Origin of the sequence: Pseudomonas sp. 43mfcvi1.1 (assembly GCF_900115935.1) — a bacterium.
Classification (GTDB): Bacteria; Pseudomonadota; Gammaproteobacteria; order Pseudomonadales; family Pseudomonadaceae; genus Aquipseudomonas; species Aquipseudomonas bijieensis.
In genome coordinates, this window is the sequence record NZ_UETT01000004.1 from 401517 (window position 1) to 416276 (window position 14760).

At 60.4% G+C, this 14760-nt stretch carries 14 protein-coding genes; 10 read left to right on the top strand and 4 right to left on the bottom strand.

Translation table 11 applies throughout. From position 1 onward, the window contains the following. Positions 1-4 precede the first annotated feature (4 nt). Complete coding sequence (locus DTP52_RS10395) at positions 5-928, top strand: LysR family transcriptional regulator (protein WP_109753280.1); 924 nt, start codon at positions 5-7, stop codon at positions 926-928. Between the two features lie 290 nt (positions 929-1218). Continuing rightward, positions 1219-1461, top strand: coding sequence for a hypothetical protein (locus DTP52_RS10400; RefSeq protein ID WP_109753281.1), 243 nt, complete (start codon positions 1219-1221; stop codon positions 1459-1461). A gap of 29 nt (positions 1462-1490) precedes the next feature. Here DTP52_RS10400 and DTP52_RS10405 read toward each other — a convergent pair whose 3' ends face one another. The 3 genes from DTP52_RS10405 to DTP52_RS10415 all read right to left on the bottom strand — a co-directional run bounded on the left by DTP52_RS10405 (position 1491) and on the right by DTP52_RS10415 (position 4308). Next, the gene (locus DTP52_RS10405) at positions 1491-3230 is read right to left on the bottom strand and encodes an OPT family oligopeptide transporter (protein ID WP_109753282.1); all 1740 of its coding nucleotides are present in this window, start codon (positions 3228-3230) and stop codon (positions 1491-1493) included. A 221-nt stretch (positions 3231-3451) separates the two neighbouring features. Beyond that, positions 3452-3859, bottom strand: coding sequence for a VOC family protein (locus DTP52_RS10410; protein WP_109753283.1), 408 nt, complete (start codon positions 3857-3859; stop codon positions 3452-3454). A gap of 23 nt (positions 3860-3882) precedes the next feature. Continuing rightward, positions 3883-4308 carry a YciI family protein gene (locus tag DTP52_RS10415; protein ID WP_109753284.1) on the bottom strand — a complete coding sequence of 142 codons (426 nt, stop codon included), beginning with the start codon at positions 4306-4308 and terminating at the stop codon, positions 3883-3885. Between the two features lie 227 nt (positions 4309-4535). On the opposite strand from DTP52_RS10415, the gene DTP52_RS10420 reads away from it, so the two are divergent. After that, positions 4536-5786 carry an MFS transporter gene (locus DTP52_RS10420; RefSeq protein WP_109753285.1) on the top strand — a complete coding sequence of 417 codons (1251 nt, stop codon included), beginning with the start codon at positions 4536-4538 and terminating at the stop codon, positions 5784-5786. A 340-nt stretch (positions 5787-6126) separates the two neighbouring features. Here DTP52_RS10420 and DTP52_RS10425 read toward each other — a convergent pair whose 3' ends face one another. Continuing rightward, positions 6127-7092 carry a LysR family transcriptional regulator gene (locus DTP52_RS10425; protein ID WP_109753286.1) on the bottom strand — a complete coding sequence of 322 codons (966 nt, stop codon included), beginning with the start codon at positions 7090-7092 and terminating at the stop codon, positions 6127-6129. A gap of 294 nt (positions 7093-7386) precedes the next feature. Between DTP52_RS10425 and argH the strand changes: the two genes are divergently transcribed. From argH to DTP52_RS10465, 7 genes are all read left to right on the top strand, one after another. Then, positions 7387-8814 (top strand): argininosuccinate lyase, encoded by a 1428-nt coding sequence (gene argH / locus DTP52_RS10430; protein ID WP_109753287.1) that lies wholly within the window; start codon positions 7387-7389, stop codon positions 8812-8814. Between the two features lie 140 nt (positions 8815-8954). Further along, the gene (locus DTP52_RS10435; RefSeq protein ID WP_109753288.1) at positions 8955-9833 is read left to right on the top strand and encodes an amino acid ABC transporter permease; all 879 of its coding nucleotides are present in this window, start codon (positions 8955-8957) and stop codon (positions 9831-9833) included. A gap of 10 nt (positions 9834-9843) precedes the next feature. Then, on the top strand, positions 9844-10608 hold the full coding sequence (locus DTP52_RS10440; protein WP_109753289.1) for an amino acid ABC transporter ATP-binding protein: 765 nt from the start codon (positions 9844-9846) through the stop codon (positions 10606-10608). A gap of 39 nt (positions 10609-10647) precedes the next feature. Continuing rightward, positions 10648-11472 carry an ABC transporter substrate-binding protein gene (locus DTP52_RS10445; RefSeq protein WP_109753290.1) on the top strand — a complete coding sequence of 275 codons (825 nt, stop codon included), beginning with the start codon at positions 10648-10650 and terminating at the stop codon, positions 11470-11472. Between the two features lie 152 nt (positions 11473-11624). Next, positions 11625-12473, top strand: a complete 849-nt coding sequence (locus tag DTP52_RS10455; RefSeq protein ID WP_109753291.1) for a polysaccharide deacetylase — start codon at positions 11625-11627, stop codon at positions 12471-12473. Then, positions 12466-13353: a polysaccharide deacetylase gene (locus DTP52_RS10460; protein ID WP_109753292.1), complete on the top strand. Its 888-nt coding sequence runs from the start codon at positions 12466-12468 to the stop codon at positions 13351-13353. Before DTP52_RS10455 ends, DTP52_RS10460 begins: the two co-directional genes overlap by 8 nt. After that, complete coding sequence (locus DTP52_RS10465; protein WP_109753293.1) at positions 13350-14741, top strand: MmgE/PrpD family protein; 1392 nt, start codon at positions 13350-13352, stop codon at positions 14739-14741. The genes DTP52_RS10460 and DTP52_RS10465 overlap by 4 nt, the downstream gene beginning before the upstream one ends. Positions 14742-14760: the final 19 nt, after the last annotated feature.

Genomic DNA, 14760 nt, shown 5'->3' on the forward strand with positions numbered 1-14760 from the left:
ACACGTGATCACACTGGATAGCCGCCACACGGACGAATTTGCCGCCTTGCTGGCGCTCGAATCGCAAGGTTCGTTCGTTGCCGCCGCGCGGCTTTTGCAGCGCCACCCCACGATCATTTCCAAACGCCTCGCGGCGCTGGAAGCCCGCCTGGGAGTCAGGCTGCTCGAGCGCAGCACCCGACACATCCGCCTGACAGACGCCGGGGCCCGCCTGGTCCGACGCCTGCGGCTGGCGACCGAGTTGATGGTTGAAGCAGAGCAGGAAGCAACGTCCGGGGCCGCCAAGGTGCGTGGCAATCTGCGCCTGGCAGTACCGGCAGCCATGGGCAGGCTCTGGTTGGCGCCGATACTGCCGGAGTTCCTGGCGGCCCATCCACATTTGACGCTCACCGTGGATTACAGCGAGCGTCTCGTCGATGTGATCGCCGAAGGTTTCGATGTGGCAATACGCCTAGGTGAACTCAACGATAGCCGCCTGATTGCCAAGCGCCTCGGCGATCATCGGCGCATCCTTTGCGCGTCTCCCGGTTACATCGAACGCCATGGCTGGCCAGCGTCACCCGCGGAACTGGTCAATCACAACTGCCTGGGATTCACGGGACTGGCGTCATACCCAGAATGGAAGCTCATCCGCGCCGACGAACACTTCAGCGTGCACCCCCAAGGCTCCCTCGTGTCCAACGACAGTGAAGCGCTGTTGAGCGCGACCATTGCCGGCACCGGCATCCTCGGTGCGGGGGAGTGGCTGTTCAGCCGTGCGTTGGCAAACAAAGAACTGGTCAGAGTATTACCGGACTGGGAGTTGGGAGCAAAAGGAGGGATCTATCTTATCCGGCCCTCGGCAAAATTTGCCTCCTCCGCCACCCTGGCGCTCAAGGAATGGCTCGAGGGCAAGCTCGTTCAAACGGGCACTGTCAGGGCCGCGTAAAAAAGGCCAGCACCACAATGCAAGCCCGCTCCCCCAGGTTTCGGTTCGGCTATCCCCACCTAATAAAGCATTTACTTCCATCCGGATGACGCCAACTTATTGGCACAAAAAACACCGAGATAAAAATAAATTAATACAGCGACGGTTTCCCGACGCACGGTAGCCATGCGCCATTGCTGGGGGTTCAAGTCGAGGCTCATCATCCGCTGGCAACCCCCGCAGTACGTTCAGGCCGCCGACCTGAACGAAAGGATGTAATCAATCGCTTCGCTCAATGGAGCAACACCGAGATGATGACTGTATATTTTGTTGTCATGACGATTTGCAGTGGCATCGAAGGCTGTGTCGAGGAACGCAAACAAGGACCAACTTTTGCTTCCAAGGCAATATGCATGGAGACGGCCAGAGGCATGGCTCCGCGCAAAGGCGTGAAGTTCAAGTGTCGTAGCGAGCGTTTGTGGGTGGTCGATGAGACGCCGCCAGCAGAGAATTACGGCAAAATTGTCTCGACCAAGACCGCAGGTCAGCCTTAGCCACCGAAGTGGGCAAATCGCGCCTACGATCAGTTGCCAAGCATCTGCCACAGCGACGCCCCTACCCCGGTAATGCTCTCCCCGGCAATCAACCCCGCCGCCGCGGTGATGGCGAAGCGTTCTGTGAGGGTCGGCCAGCGACAGCTCACCAGCCAGGTCAGCACCGCACCAAGGGCCATCATCAGGGACACCGAGGCCGGCAACACGAAGGCCAGGCCCAGGGCCGCCGTGCTCGGCAGGTACCGGGCCCGATGCGCCGGCAGCACGCTGTCGAGCACGCCCAACAACAAGCCGACCAGGCCGCCGATGAAAATCGCCCAGCGAATGCTCGCGGACAATGAATCCAGGCCCAGGGTCAGGGTTTGCGCCACGGCCTTCCAAGTGGCGACCGCCGGAGCCGGCCACTCTTCGGAGAGCAGCATGGCTTGCGGGTCCGGGATCAGGGCCAGGTAAGCCAACACGCCGACGATGCTACCGACAAAAATCCCCAAGGTCTGGGCGATCAGTTGCTTGCGCGGCGTAGCGCCAATCGCCCGGCCTACCTTGAAATCGTTCATCAAGTCGGTGCATTGCCCGGCCGAACCGCCGGCGGTGTTGGCGCTCATCAAGTTGATCGGCACCTGCCCCGGCGCGACGATGCCGAAGCTCAACTGGGACAGTTGTCCAATGGCTCCGATCGGCGGGATGCCCGTGGCGCCGACCACCCGGGCGGCCACCGCCGCCAGGCAGATCGCCAAGGGAATGGTCAACAGCGCCATCCACGGGTTGATGCCGAACAACAGCACTTGCAGACTCACCACCAGGACGATCGCCAGTAAGGAACCTGTGGCAGGCCCGGCCTTGGGTATCGTCCAGATCGCCCCGCCGCCAGCCTTGGTGGAGCGGTGCAATGCCCACAGGCGAATTGCCAATGAGGCCAGGGTCGAACAGACCATCAGGCTCACCCCCGGCCAGAGCAGCCACTCCACCAGCGCAGCGAACTGCGGACCACTACTGCCCTGCGGCAACTGCACCAGGCCTTGGGCCAGCAGCCACGGCGCCAACCCGCCCCATGCCAGCAACGCGCCGAGCAGCAGGGTCAGACCCACGCGAATACCGATGATCGCGCCGAAACCGACCAATAGCAGCGAAGGGTCAGCGGTAAAGGTCAGGCGCTCCAGTTGGGCAGTTGGAGACCAGCGCGGGATGGCCCACATGAAGGTGTCGACCCCCTTGGCCACCCCGGACAGTAGAGCGGCGCTGAGCAACACCTTCAAACGCGTCGCCGCTTCGTGGCCGTGGTTGTAAATGTGCAACAACGTTTCCAGGGTCGCCATACCCTCGGGAAATTTCAGCGCCTTGTCATTGAGCAGTGACGGTCGCAGATACCAGGCAATCCAGATCCCCAGGAAACTCACGGAAAAGACCCAGGCCACCATGGGAATGGCGTCCAGCTGCTGGCCGGTCAGCAGAGTGTAGGCCGGGATTGGCGCGACCAGCCCACCGGAAATGATCGACGCAGCGGCAGAGGCCACGGTCTGGTTGATGTTGCTTTCGTGCAGCGTCCAAGGCAGCCGCCCCACCGATCGACTCGCCAAGCCTTGCCAGATGCCATAACCGACCAGCAAGGCAATGATCGACATATTGAACGACCAACCAATCTTCAATCCGGCATAGACATTGGACGGCGTCAGCAGGACACCCAGGACAATGCCCGTACTGACCGCGCGCAAGCTGAGTTCGCGTTCGACAGGGGCGTTCAAGGGCAATGTGGACGAGGTTGGGTGCATGCGAAGTCCTTATCGGCACTGGGAAGCAGCCGCCAGAGCCAGACAGGTCCCCTGTGGGTCACATAAAGCGGCAACTTAATAAGTGAACGCAGTATTCGCGCAAGGTTCACATGGCGAAGGGAAACCCTGGCGAACGTGCTCGCCAGGATCCTCAATTGATGGGCATGAGGTGAGGAGTGTCGCGAGCGCCGCGACGCATCGCGACCCAGGCAGCGCTCGACTTATTGCCCGCCCTCGTAATTGACCATCCAGGCGATCCCGAAACGGTCTTCGAACATGGCAAAGCGTTCCGCCCAGAAGGTCCTCGCCAAGGGCATGTGCACGCTGCCACCGACACTCAAGCCCTTAAACAGCCGCTCGGCCTCCTCCACGCTGTCGACGTTGAGGGAAACCGACACGCCTTGCGGTTTGCTGTACGGCTGGCCTGGCGGGCAGTCAGAGGCCATCAGGCTGAAAGCATCGACGGTCAGGCAGGTGTGCAGGATCAGGTCGGGATCCTTGGGCATGCCGGTTTCCTCAGGCGCCTGGGCAAAGGACATGGAAAACAGCTCGCCGCCCAGCACCTTCTGGTACAACGCAAAGGCCTCTTTGCAACGACCGTCGAAGGTCAGGTAGGGAATGATTCTCATGGTGGGTTCTCCTGTAGTCGGCTTCACGATTGACCGGACATCTGCGCCCGCAAGCGTTCTTCCTGCTCGCGCAATTCCGGCGTAAAGGACTCGCCGAACTCCTCGAGCTCGAAGATCTGGCGGATCTCGATTTCACTGTCGCTGACCATCGGGTTCGGGCAGCGCTTGACCCAATCGATGGCCTCCTGCAATGACTGGACCTTGAAGATCCAGAAGCCGGCGATCAGCTCCTTGGTTTGAGCGAAGGGCCCATCGACCACCGTCCGGTCCTTGCCGGAAAACTGCACACGCACGCCCTCGACACTGGGATGCAGGCCTTCACCGGCGAGCATCACCCCGGCCTTGACCAATTCTTCGTTGTAGGCGCCCATGGCGGCCAACAGTTCTTCGCTGGGCATCTGTCCGGCTTCCGATTCCGGACTGGCTTTGACGATCACCATAAATCGCATGCTCTGATCTCCTGAGAGTGGATGGATCAAGCCGTCCGTGTGGCGGCTCTATGGGCTAATCGAATGGCGTTGGCCGAAATCGACAATCCGATGCGAATATTTTTTTACAGACTCCGAGCCAGATTGCTGGACTGACGATCACCCACTCGACATCCATTGTTCGACGCACCTCGAAGTGAGGAACCCGTCGAGCCCATAGGCTATGAGCCAACTTGGAGGAGATGGCGATGACACACACCCGTTTTTTTGGAAAAACCGTACTGACCTGCACGTTCATCCTGGCGATTATCGGTTGGGGGGTCGGCTTCTATGGGCCACCGATCTATATGCAAGCGGTCATGGAGCGCACGGGTTGGCCGATCGCCCAGGTTTCGACTGCCGTTACCTTGCACTTTCTCAGCGGCACGATCGTCATCGCCAACCTGCCACGACTTTACGCACGCTTCGGAATACCCGCCATTACCCTACTGGGCAGCATCGTCCTGGGCATCGGCGTGAACATCTGGGCTCAAGCCGACCAGCTATGGGTGCTGTATGCCGGCGCCGTCTGTTCGGGTATCGGCTGGGTGACATTGGGTGCCGCCGCCGTTAACACCCTGATCGCTCCGTGGTACGTCAAGGACAGACCCAAGGCCCTGGGCAAGGCCTACAACGGCGCCAGCCTGGGTGGCGTGATCTTTTCGCCGCTGTGGGTGTTGCTGATCGAGCGTTTCGGCTTCGCCATGGCGGCGTTGGTGATCAGCGTCATCGCCGTGCTGCTGATAGGCGCCCTCGCCTTCCTGGTCTTCAGCAAAAGCCCACAAAGCCTGGGACAACATCCCGACAATGCAGACCAGCCCGAACCCCTGCCGATCAGCGCCAGCGCCACGCCGTGGAGCACCATGCAGACGCTCAGGTCGGCACGTTTCCGCACACTGGCAGCCGGCATGTCCCTGGGGCTGTTCGCCCAGATCGGCTTGATCGCGCACCTGTACTCGATCCTGGTCGGGCGCATGGGAGCCCATGACGCTTCATTCGCCATGGGCCTGGCCACTGCCAGTGCGATGGGCGGGCGATACGTCGCCGCACGCCTGATGATCCAAGGCATGAACCGCCGACAACTGGCCTGCCTCGGTTATGCCATCCAGGTGCTGGGCACGCTGATGCTTCTCGGCCTGGACCTTCACCCGACTGTGGCCTGGATAGCCGTGGCGCTGATCGGTTCGGGCATCGGCAATGCCACATCGTTGCCGCCACTGATTGCCCAGGCCGAGTTCAGCCGTGAACAAACCGCCAGGGTGATCGCCCTGATGGTCGCGATCAGCCAGGCCACCTACGCCTTCGCCCCGGCCTTTTTCGGCCTGCTGCGCTCCGCCTTCACCGATCAGAATCACGCCATCGGCGCCGTCGTGACAGGCGCGGTCGTGGTACAGGTGCTGGCCATTCTGTCGTTTTATCGAGGTGTATCCGCGCGTCCCTTCAAGAAAACCGCTTACTGACCTCTTCCCTGGCCGGGCGGTGCCCAACCCGATCACTACCCGACCTGGTTTCGCAAGATGAGGCTGTTCGCCGACCACTTAATTTAAGTGCTCGAAGATTTCTTTTTCAGGCTTCCGTGGCTGCCCGCACATAGACCATCCATGACCCGGTTCATCAATCCGATGCAACCGGCTTCACCACGCTTTGACTGGCAGCATTCGGCTGTGAACTCAATCAATCGACGCAACAAACAGGCCGACTAGTAAGGCGTGCGCATTGTTGTAAATGCCAGGCTTTAAGCATGGTCAAATTGTCCTCATTCGCCGCCAGGGGACCATTAGTGCTTATCGCCGCAAACAATCAAACCGAGGCTTTCAAGTCCACGCCCAATGCCTGGGCAAATGCCTTGACCAAGGGGCTGCGTACAATGTTATGGCGCAGTATCAAACTGAACGGCGTGACGATGTAGAACAGGTCTGGGCGCACCGCGCGAAACTCTCCCCGCGCTACCATCGGCGCGGCATAGTGCTGGGGCAGGAACCCCAGAAAACGCCCCGTCTTGATCAGCAGTGCAACGGCCTCCACCTGGGTTGCCGAGGCGGAAAAGCTGTCGTAGTGGGCAAATTTCAGTTTGTCGCGATGAATCGCGTAGCGATGGTTGATGCACTCGTAATCCTTGAGCACATTTTCCCCCATGTCCGCGTCCGCCATGGAGAACAGCGGATGGCCGAGCGCGCAATAAACCTCCGAGCGCTCTTCGTATAGCGCGTAGTAATCGAACTCTTCGCGCTTTTGATAAATCGGCACGATTCCCGCCACCAATCGGCCCTCGACGACACCTCTTTCAACCTCATCGAGTTGCGTAGCCTGAAGTTGAAACCTGACCTTCGGAGATTGTTCGTTTATACGCCTAAGCGCGGCAACTAACGGAGAATTAGAGTCGGAGATCGTATTATCAATAACCCCCACCCCAAGATCACCGACAAGTTCATTTTGTGCCGAACTAAGACGATCTCGAAAGTTGTCGACCGAGGCAAATAAGTCTATTGACGCCTGATACACCAGACGCCCCTCTTCCGTCAGGTGAAAACCCTCTCGCCCCCGTGTGCAAAGGCGCATGCCGATACGGATTTCCAGGTCGGAAATCTGTTTGCTGATGGCTGCCAACCCCACATTCAGCTCATTTTGCGCGGCACTGAAACCTCCTGCCTCGACCACGGCCTTGAACACCTTGAGCAGTTTGAAGTCCAGTCCACTGAGGGCTAACGGTGCCCGTTGCAGCGGTTTCGGCGGCGGGTTTCCGGAATTGGAAAGTGGGGTTTCCATAATGCTTATTTACCTCTGGCGCCTTATTCAACAACCTGTGCCCAACAACAAAAATATAGCTGGCCTAATAATAATGAACACAGAAAACCAGGCTTGGCAACCGCCAATAAATCCCGAATATCAGTGCCAAACCACTGATCTCGAAACATTAAAAGCTGACACTTCGATCAGCTCTCGCTCCGTTGCAACTGCCCTCTTGAAAACTGCCCTGGCCTGATTTCGCTCGCTTATTTTCCAGCGACGTTTCGGCCCGCAATCCCTATTCAGTTCGCGTTACCGACGAGGAAAACAACAATGTTCCAAACCACCGACCGTCTCTGGGGTGCTCGCTTCACCAGCGGCCCATCCGAAGCCTTGGCGGCCCTGTCCCGTTGCCCTGAGCGCTACTTCCGGCTCACCCCGTACGACCTCGCCGGCTCCAAGGCCCATGCCCGGGAGTTGCAGCGCGCCGGACTGCTGAACGAACAGGAAACCCTGACCATGCTCGACGCCCTGGAGCGCATCGGCGTGGACTACCGCACTGGCAGCATCGCCCCGACCCTGGATGACGAAGACGTCCATACCTTCATCGAGCGCCTGTTGACCGAACGTCTTGGCGCCCTGGGCGGCAAGCTGCGTGCCGGTCGTTCGCGCAACGACCAGACCGCCAACGACCTGCGGCTGTTCCTGCGTGACCATGTCCGCACCCTGGCCGTTGAAGTACTGGGCTTGCAGCAGGCGCTGGTGGCGCAGGCAGAGCAACACATCGAGAGCATCTGCCCCGGCTTTACCCACCTGCAGCAGGCACAACCGATCGTGTTTGCTCATCACCTGCTGGCCCACGCCCAGTCGATGCTGCGCGACGTGCAGCGCCTGGTGGACTGGGACACGCGTACGTCGCTGTCGCCACTGGGTGCGGCGGCCATGGCTGGCTCGGCTATCGCTCGCCTGCCTCAGTATTCGGCAAAAGAAATGGGCTACAGCGGTGTCTGCGAAAACTCCATCGACGCCGTGGCCAGCCGCGATCACGTCGCCGAATTCCTGTTCATTGCCAGCATGCTCGGCATCAACATCTCGCGCCTCGCCGAAGAGTTTTGCCTGTGGTCGTCGCGGCAGTTCCGCTGGGTCGCGCTGGATGATGCCTACGCCACCGGCAGTTCGATCATGCCGCAGAAAAAGAATCCGGACATCGCCGAACTGGCACGGGGCAAGGCGGGACGCCTGATCGGCAACTTGACTGGCCTGCTGGCCACCCTCAAATCCTTGCCACTGTCCTATAACCGCGACTTGAGCGAAGACAAGAACGGTGTGCTCGACAGCGTCGATACCCTGTTGCTGGTGCTGCCGGCCATGGCCGGAATGGTTGCGACCATGACGGTCAACGTCGAAGAACTGCGTCGCCAGGCACCACTGGGCTTCACCCTCGCCACCGAAGTCGCCGACTGGCTGGCGGTGCGCGGCGTGCCATTCAAGGAAGCTCACGAGATCACCGGTGCATTGGTCCAGGCTTGCGAGAAACACGACATCGAATTGTGGGAAGCCTCGCCCGCACTGCTGGCGGAAATCGACCCGCGCCTCACACCGCAAGTACGCGAAAGCCTGACCCTCGAAGCCGCTATCGCCGCCCGCAGCGGCTGGGGCGGAACCGCGCCACAACAGGTGCGCGAACAGATTGGCCGCCTGAAAACCGCCCTCGCCGCCCAGCAGCAATGGACCGAGGACTATCAGGGCTTCCGCCTCTGACGCAGCACATCAAACCTGTGGGAGCGAGCTTGCTCGCGATTACGGTTTCACCTTCAACATCAATGTGGACTGACCCACCGCTATCGCGAGCAAGCTCGCTCCCACAGCGATAGCGCCGAAACCGAGGACGGAGAACCAACATGAGCCAGACACAGGCAGAACGACTCCAGGCGGAGCGCAAGCTGGCGGAAAACCAGTTCGACATCACCCAGTACGATCATGTGCCCCGGCGGTACTACGGAAGGATCTTCTTCGCCACGGTGATCGTCATCGCGATCATCGGCCTGGTGCGCGCCTTCGCCGAAGGCAAGATCGAATGGTCGTACATCGGCCAGTTCCTGACCTCCCAAGCGATAATGTGGGGTTTGCTCAACACCATCGTCATGGCGGTGCTGGCGATGGCGCTGGGCATCGTCTTCGGCGTGATCACCGCGATCATGCGCATGTCGGCTAACCCGATCCTGCGCTACGTGGCACTGACCTACACCTGGTTGTTTCGCGGTACACCGCTGATTCTGCAACTGCTGTTGTGGTTCAACCTGGCGCTGATCTTCCCCACCATCGGCATCCCCGGCCTGCTCGAAATAGACACCGTGAGCCTCATGACCCCATTCGTGGCGGCGCTGCTTGGCTTGAGCATCAACCAAGGCGCCTACACCGCCGAAGTGGTGCGTGCCGGCCTGCTCTCGGTGGACACCGGCCAGTATGAAGCCGCCAAGTCGATCGGCATGCCGCGCCTGCAAGCGCTGCGTCGAATCATCCTGCCCCAGGCCATGCGCATCATCATTCCACCGGTGGGCAACGAGTTCATCGGCATGGTGAAAATGACCTCGCTGGCGAGCGTCATCCAGTACTCGGAACTGCTCTACAACGCCCAGAACATTTACTACGCCAACGCCCGCGTGATGGAGCTGCTGATCGTCGCCGGCATCTGGTACCTGGCCACCGTCACCGTCCTGTCCTTTGGTCAAAGCCGTCTGGAGCGTCGTTTCGCCCGCGGCGCTGGCAAGCGTTCTTGAGGAGCCCCCCATGAGAAGCATCGTCAAGGCCGTGAGCCTGAACAAGTACTACGACCAATACCACGCGCTCAAGGACATCAACATCGAAGTCGAGCAAGGCGAAGTGCTGTGCATCATCGGCCCGTCTGGCTCGGGCAAGAGCACCTTGCTGCGCTGCGTCAACCAGCTGGAAAAAATCGATAAGGGCGGTCTGTGGGTCGACGGCGAACTGGTGGGTTACCGGATCGTCGGCAACAAACTGCACGAACTCAACGAAACGCAGATCGCCCGCCAACGCCTGTCCACCGGCATGGTGTTCCAGCGTTTCAACCTGTTTCCGCACATGACCGTATTGCAGAACATCATCGAAGGGCCGTGCCAGGTGCTCAAGCGTTCTCCCAAAGAGGCGAACGAAGAAGCCTTGGAATTGCTTGCCCGCGTCGGTCTGGCCGACAAGCGCAACAGCTATCCGATCGAGCTTTCGGGTGGCCAGCAGCAACGCGTCGCCATTGCGCGCGCATTGGCCATGCGCCCCAAGCTGATGCTGTTCGATGAACCCACTTCGGCACTCGACCCGGAACTGGTCGGTGAGGTGCTGTCGGTGATGCGCGATCTTGCGCAGACCGGCATGACCATGATCGTCGTCACCCATGAACTGGGCTTCGCTCGCGAGGTTTCCAACCGCATGGTGTTCATGGACGACGGGCAGATCATGGAGGCTGGAAGCCCCGAAGAAATACTAATAAGTCCGCAAAATCCTCGCACCCAAAGCTTCATTTCTGCCGTTCGAACCTAGGCGCCCGTTGGCGCTCATAACACTCATAAGAGAACGACCATGAAGAACTTCGTTATTCCAGCAGTACTCGCAGGCGTTATGGCATCCGGCTTCACCTTCGCTGCCGAACTCCCGGCCAGCATCAAGGCCAAGGGCGAAATCGTCGTAGCGATCATGCCGAACTACCCGCCGATGGATTTCAAGGATCCGGCCACCAACACCCTCACCGGCCTGGACTATGACCTGGGCAATGCCTTGGCCGAACGCCTGGGGGTGAAGATCAAATGGCAGGAAACCGGCTTCGAACAAATGATCAACGCCCTGACCACCGACCGCGTGGACATGGTGTTGTCGGGCATGACCGACACCGTCGAACGTCAGGCCAGCGTGACCTTCATCGACTACTTCACCAGCGGTCCGCAGTTCTACACGCTGCAGAAAAACAAGGACACCAACGAGATCGTCGACCTGTGCGGCAAAAAGGTCGGCACCAGCCGCCGCACCAATTTCCCGACGGAAATCGCCGAGTGGAGCAAGGCCAACTGTGAAGCCGCCGGCAAGCCTGCGATCAATGTGATCGGCACCGAAGGCTCGGCCGATGCCCGTGCGCAACTGCGTCAGAGCCGCATCGATGCGGCCATGCAGGGCAGCGAAACCCTGCCCTACCTCAAGACCCAGGAAAAGGACATGTACAAGACCGTGGGCCTGCCGATCTCCGAGCAGTACACCGGGTTGGGCGTGAGCAAGAAAAAACCTGAGCTCAGTGAAGCGGTGAAGGTCGCGCTGCAGAGCATGATCGATGACGGCAGCTACCAGGCGATCCTGAAGAAGTGGGACCTGGAGCTGGGTGCGATCAAGACTGTGACCATCAACGCCGGGAAGTAACCGCGCAGTCCCTCAATCCAATGCGGGGGCGAGCCTGCTCGCAAAAGCGGTGTGTCAGTCAACGAAGATGTTGAATGTGCCGGCTTTATCGCGAGCAAGCTCGCTCCCACAGGGATGGGTTGTGTACTTGAAAGCTTATTGGAGCACCGCAGATGTCCTCCTCACCCCAACCCACCTGGCCCGATCAGCACAAGGCTTGCATGGCCCTGGCCTTCGACCTCGATGGCCCGACCGGTGACGCCATGCTCGATGGCTCGATCTGGCGCAAGCCCGAGTACTTCGGTTTCGGTGGCTATGGCCCTTACCGGGCGCTACCACGCTTGCTCGACCTGCTCGACGAGTTCCGTATCCCGACAACCTTCTTCGTCCCGGCCTGGGTCGTAGAGAACTGGCCGAGCCAGTGCCAGGCGATTGTCGAGCGCGGGCATGAGGTGGCGTATCACGGCTACAAACACGAATCCTTTTACACCCTGACACCGGATCAGCAAAAAGCGGTGATGGACACCTCCCGCAAGGTGTTCTGGAAACACCTGAACATCCGCGCCGAAGGCTTTCGTACGCCGTCCGGTGACTGGCGTACCGACACCCCGGCCATACTGATGCAAGCTGGCGTGAGCTACTCCAGCAGCATGCGCGGCGATGACCGACCGTACCTGGTGAACGTGCCGGGGTTCGATACGCCGCTGGTGGAAATCCCTGGCCGTTGGGAAATGGACGACTACGCCTCCCTCGCCTACACCCGCGCGCCGAACTTCCCCTCCGGGCTGGACCGCACCGCCAGCTACGCGCTGACCCTGGATAACTGGTGCCGCGAATACGACGGCGCGATGGACGAAGGGTTATGCCTGACCACCCTGTTCCACCCCAAGATTACCGGTAAGCCGGGGCGTATCTTGCTGCTGGAAAAACTCTTCGAACACATGCGCCAACGCGACGACGTGTGGTTCGCCACTTGTCGCGATGTCGCCCACTGGTGGCTGAAGGAGCATCACCATGGCTGATTCCACTCTCTGGCCGAAAGGCTATCGCTGCACGGTGATACTGACCGTCGATTACAACGACATCCACGGCATCCTTACCCAGGCCCCGGAAGTCGCCGGGCGTGACAAGACCTTGTCGGTCTGGCGCTATGGCACCCAACGCGGCGTGGAGCGGTTGCTCGGCCTGTTCAAGGAACTCGGGGTTTCCAGCAGTTGGTTTGTCCCCGGTATCGTGGCGCAGGAAAACCCCGAACACATTCAGGCGATCCAGGCCAACGGCCATGAAATCGCCTGCGCCGGTTATCGTCACCAGAACTACGACAAGCTGGACCTGGCCGCGCAAAGCGATGACATCGCCAAGGGCTGTGAGGCCTTGGCCGGGTTGACCGGCCAGCGCCCGGTCGGCTTTCGAATCCCGGCGGGCAATGGTGCGCCGGGGTTCATCGAGGCCTTGAACGACCAGGGCATTCTCTGGTCCTCGTCGTGGCGCGGCGATGACCTGCCATTCGCGCACCCGACCGCCCCCAGCGTCATTGAACTACCCCTGCATTATGAACTGGAAGACGAGCCCTACTTCGCCTTCAACTTGAGCCCGGCGGTGCCACCGGCGCAATCGCGGATCGCGTCCTATAGCCATACCTTGGGCAACCTGCAAATGGACTTCGCCGGGTTTCATCGTTTTGGCCTTTGCTATGTGCTTCGCCTGCACCCGGAAATCATCGCCACGCCGGGACGGATAGGCGTGTTGCGCGAGTTGATCGAGGGCATTCAACAGCACGATGACGTATGGATCGCCACGGGTGCCGAGGTCGCGCAGTGGTGGGCAGAAACCGCGGCGCCGGTCGCTGAGGATCATCCGGCGTCAGTTTACGAGCGACATTATCGGGATTACGTTTTATGAGCGAGCGTTTGCAACGCCTGGCGCAATTCTGTGTTGATCTGCGCTTTGAAGATTTACCGCCCGCGTTGGTGGCGCAAGCCAAGCGGCACATTCTCGATACATTCGGCGCAGCGCTGGCCGGAGCCGACAGTGGTGTCGCCGAACAGGCGCGCAAGGTGTTCGCTGGTGAAGCGGGTGAGGTGTCGGTCTGGGGCACTGACTTGCAGGTTTGCGCGGCTCAGGCAGCGCTGCTCAACGGTGTCGCCGCCCATGTTCTGGAGCTGGACGACACCGGCGGCTGCGATCACTCCGGTGCCGTTGTGCTGCCGGCGGTGATGGCGGCAGTTTCGCTGCTCGCGCGGCCAGTGAGTGGTCGTGAGTTTATCAGCGCCGTAGTGATCGGCTACGAAGTCGGCCGTCGGGTGCTCGAAGCATGCGGTGGCTACTCAGCCCACAACGGCGCAGGTTGGCACTCCACTGCGACCTGCGGGGTCTTCGGCGCAGCAGCAGCCAGTGCGCGCATCCTGGGCCTGGATGCGCGGCAAACGCTCGCGGCGCTAGGCATTGCCGGCAGCTTCAGCGGTGGTCTGTGGGCCTTCATCCACGACGGCTCACAAAGCAAAAAACTGCACAGCGGACGCGCCGCAGAAGGTGGGCTATTGGCGGCGAGGTTTGCCCAACAGGGCATCAGCGGGCCTACACAGTTGTTCGATGAGGTCTGGGGTGGTTTTCTAAAAACCCTCGCCCCAACGACCTCGATGCCAGAAGCGCTGGATGCAGACCTCGGTGTGGTCTGGAAACTCGCCCGCTGCTCGATCAAACCCTACGCCTCCTGCCGCGGAACCCACTCGGCCATCGACGCCCTGGGCCTGCTGCTGGAACACTTGAATGTACGGAGCGACCAGGTCGAATCCGTACAGGTTGCGCTGAGCGGGTTTCTCCACGGCATGTGTGGCGCTCAGGACGTCAGCACCCTTGCCGCTGCGCAAATGAGCCTGCCGTATGCCTTGGCCGCGCGGCTGGTGCAAGGGCATTGCCGATTGCAGGCCTATGACGATTTACAACGCAACGATCCGCGCATGACCCAATGGCTGTCGCGTATTCACCTTGAAGTGGACCCGCGCCTGTCCGAGGATGGCGAGCCGGTGGTGACGCTGCACACCGTGGATGGCCGGCAGGCAAGTTTGTGCGTAGAAGTGCCCTTGGGCGCGCCAGGCAATCCGCTGAGCGATGTGGCCCTGGAGGAAAAGTTTTTCAGCTTGACGATGCGGGTGATGCCGCGGGAACAGGCTGAAGGATTACTGCGGCAACTGTGGCGCATCGAAGAACTGCAATCGGTACGCACGCTGGATCGCTGGCTGGTCCGCGATGGCAGCGACGGGACATTGCGGCGAACGCCGAAAATCTGAATAAGGACATTTACACCAC

Bases quoted from the DNA above. Each gene is read 5' to 3' on its own strand.
- DTP52_RS10465 (WP_109753293.1), top strand. From the start codon at position 13,350: ATGAGCGAGCGTTTGCAACGCCTGGCGCAATTCTGTGTTGATCTGCGC.
- DTP52_RS10460 (WP_109753292.1), top strand. From the start codon at position 12,466: ATGGCTGATTCCACTCTCTGGCCGAAAGGCTATCGCTGCACGGTGATA.
- DTP52_RS10410 (WP_109753283.1), bottom strand. From the start codon at position 3,859: ATGAGAATCATTCCCTACCTGACCTTCGACGGTCGTTGCAAAGAGGCC.
- argH (WP_109753287.1), top strand. From the start codon at position 7,387: ATGTTCCAAACCACCGACCGTCTCTGGGGTGCTCGCTTCACCAGCGGC.
- DTP52_RS10420 (WP_109753285.1), top strand. From the start codon at position 4,536: ATGACACACACCCGTTTTTTTGGAAAAACCGTACTGACCTGCACGTTC.
- DTP52_RS10425 (WP_109753286.1), bottom strand. From the start codon at position 7,092: ATGGAAACCCCACTTTCCAATTCCGGAAACCCGCCGCCGAAACCGCTG.
- DTP52_RS10405 (WP_109753282.1), bottom strand. From the start codon at position 3,230: ATGCACCCAACCTCGTCCACATTGCCCTTGAACGCCCCTGTCGAACGC.
- DTP52_RS10415 (WP_109753284.1), bottom strand. From the start codon at position 4,308: ATGCGATTTATGGTGATCGTCAAAGCCAGTCCGGAATCGGAAGCCGGA.
- DTP52_RS10435 (WP_109753288.1), top strand. From the start codon at position 8,955: ATGAGCCAGACACAGGCAGAACGACTCCAGGCGGAGCGCAAGCTGGCG.
- DTP52_RS10400 (WP_109753281.1), top strand. From the start codon at position 1,219: ATGATGACTGTATATTTTGTTGTCATGACGATTTGCAGTGGCATCGAA.
- DTP52_RS10445 (WP_109753290.1), top strand. From the start codon at position 10,648: ATGAAGAACTTCGTTATTCCAGCAGTACTCGCAGGCGTTATGGCATCC.
- DTP52_RS10440 (WP_109753289.1), top strand. From the start codon at position 9,844: ATGAGAAGCATCGTCAAGGCCGTGAGCCTGAACAAGTACTACGACCAA.
- DTP52_RS10455 (WP_109753291.1), top strand. From the start codon at position 11,625: ATGTCCTCCTCACCCCAACCCACCTGGCCCGATCAGCACAAGGCTTGC.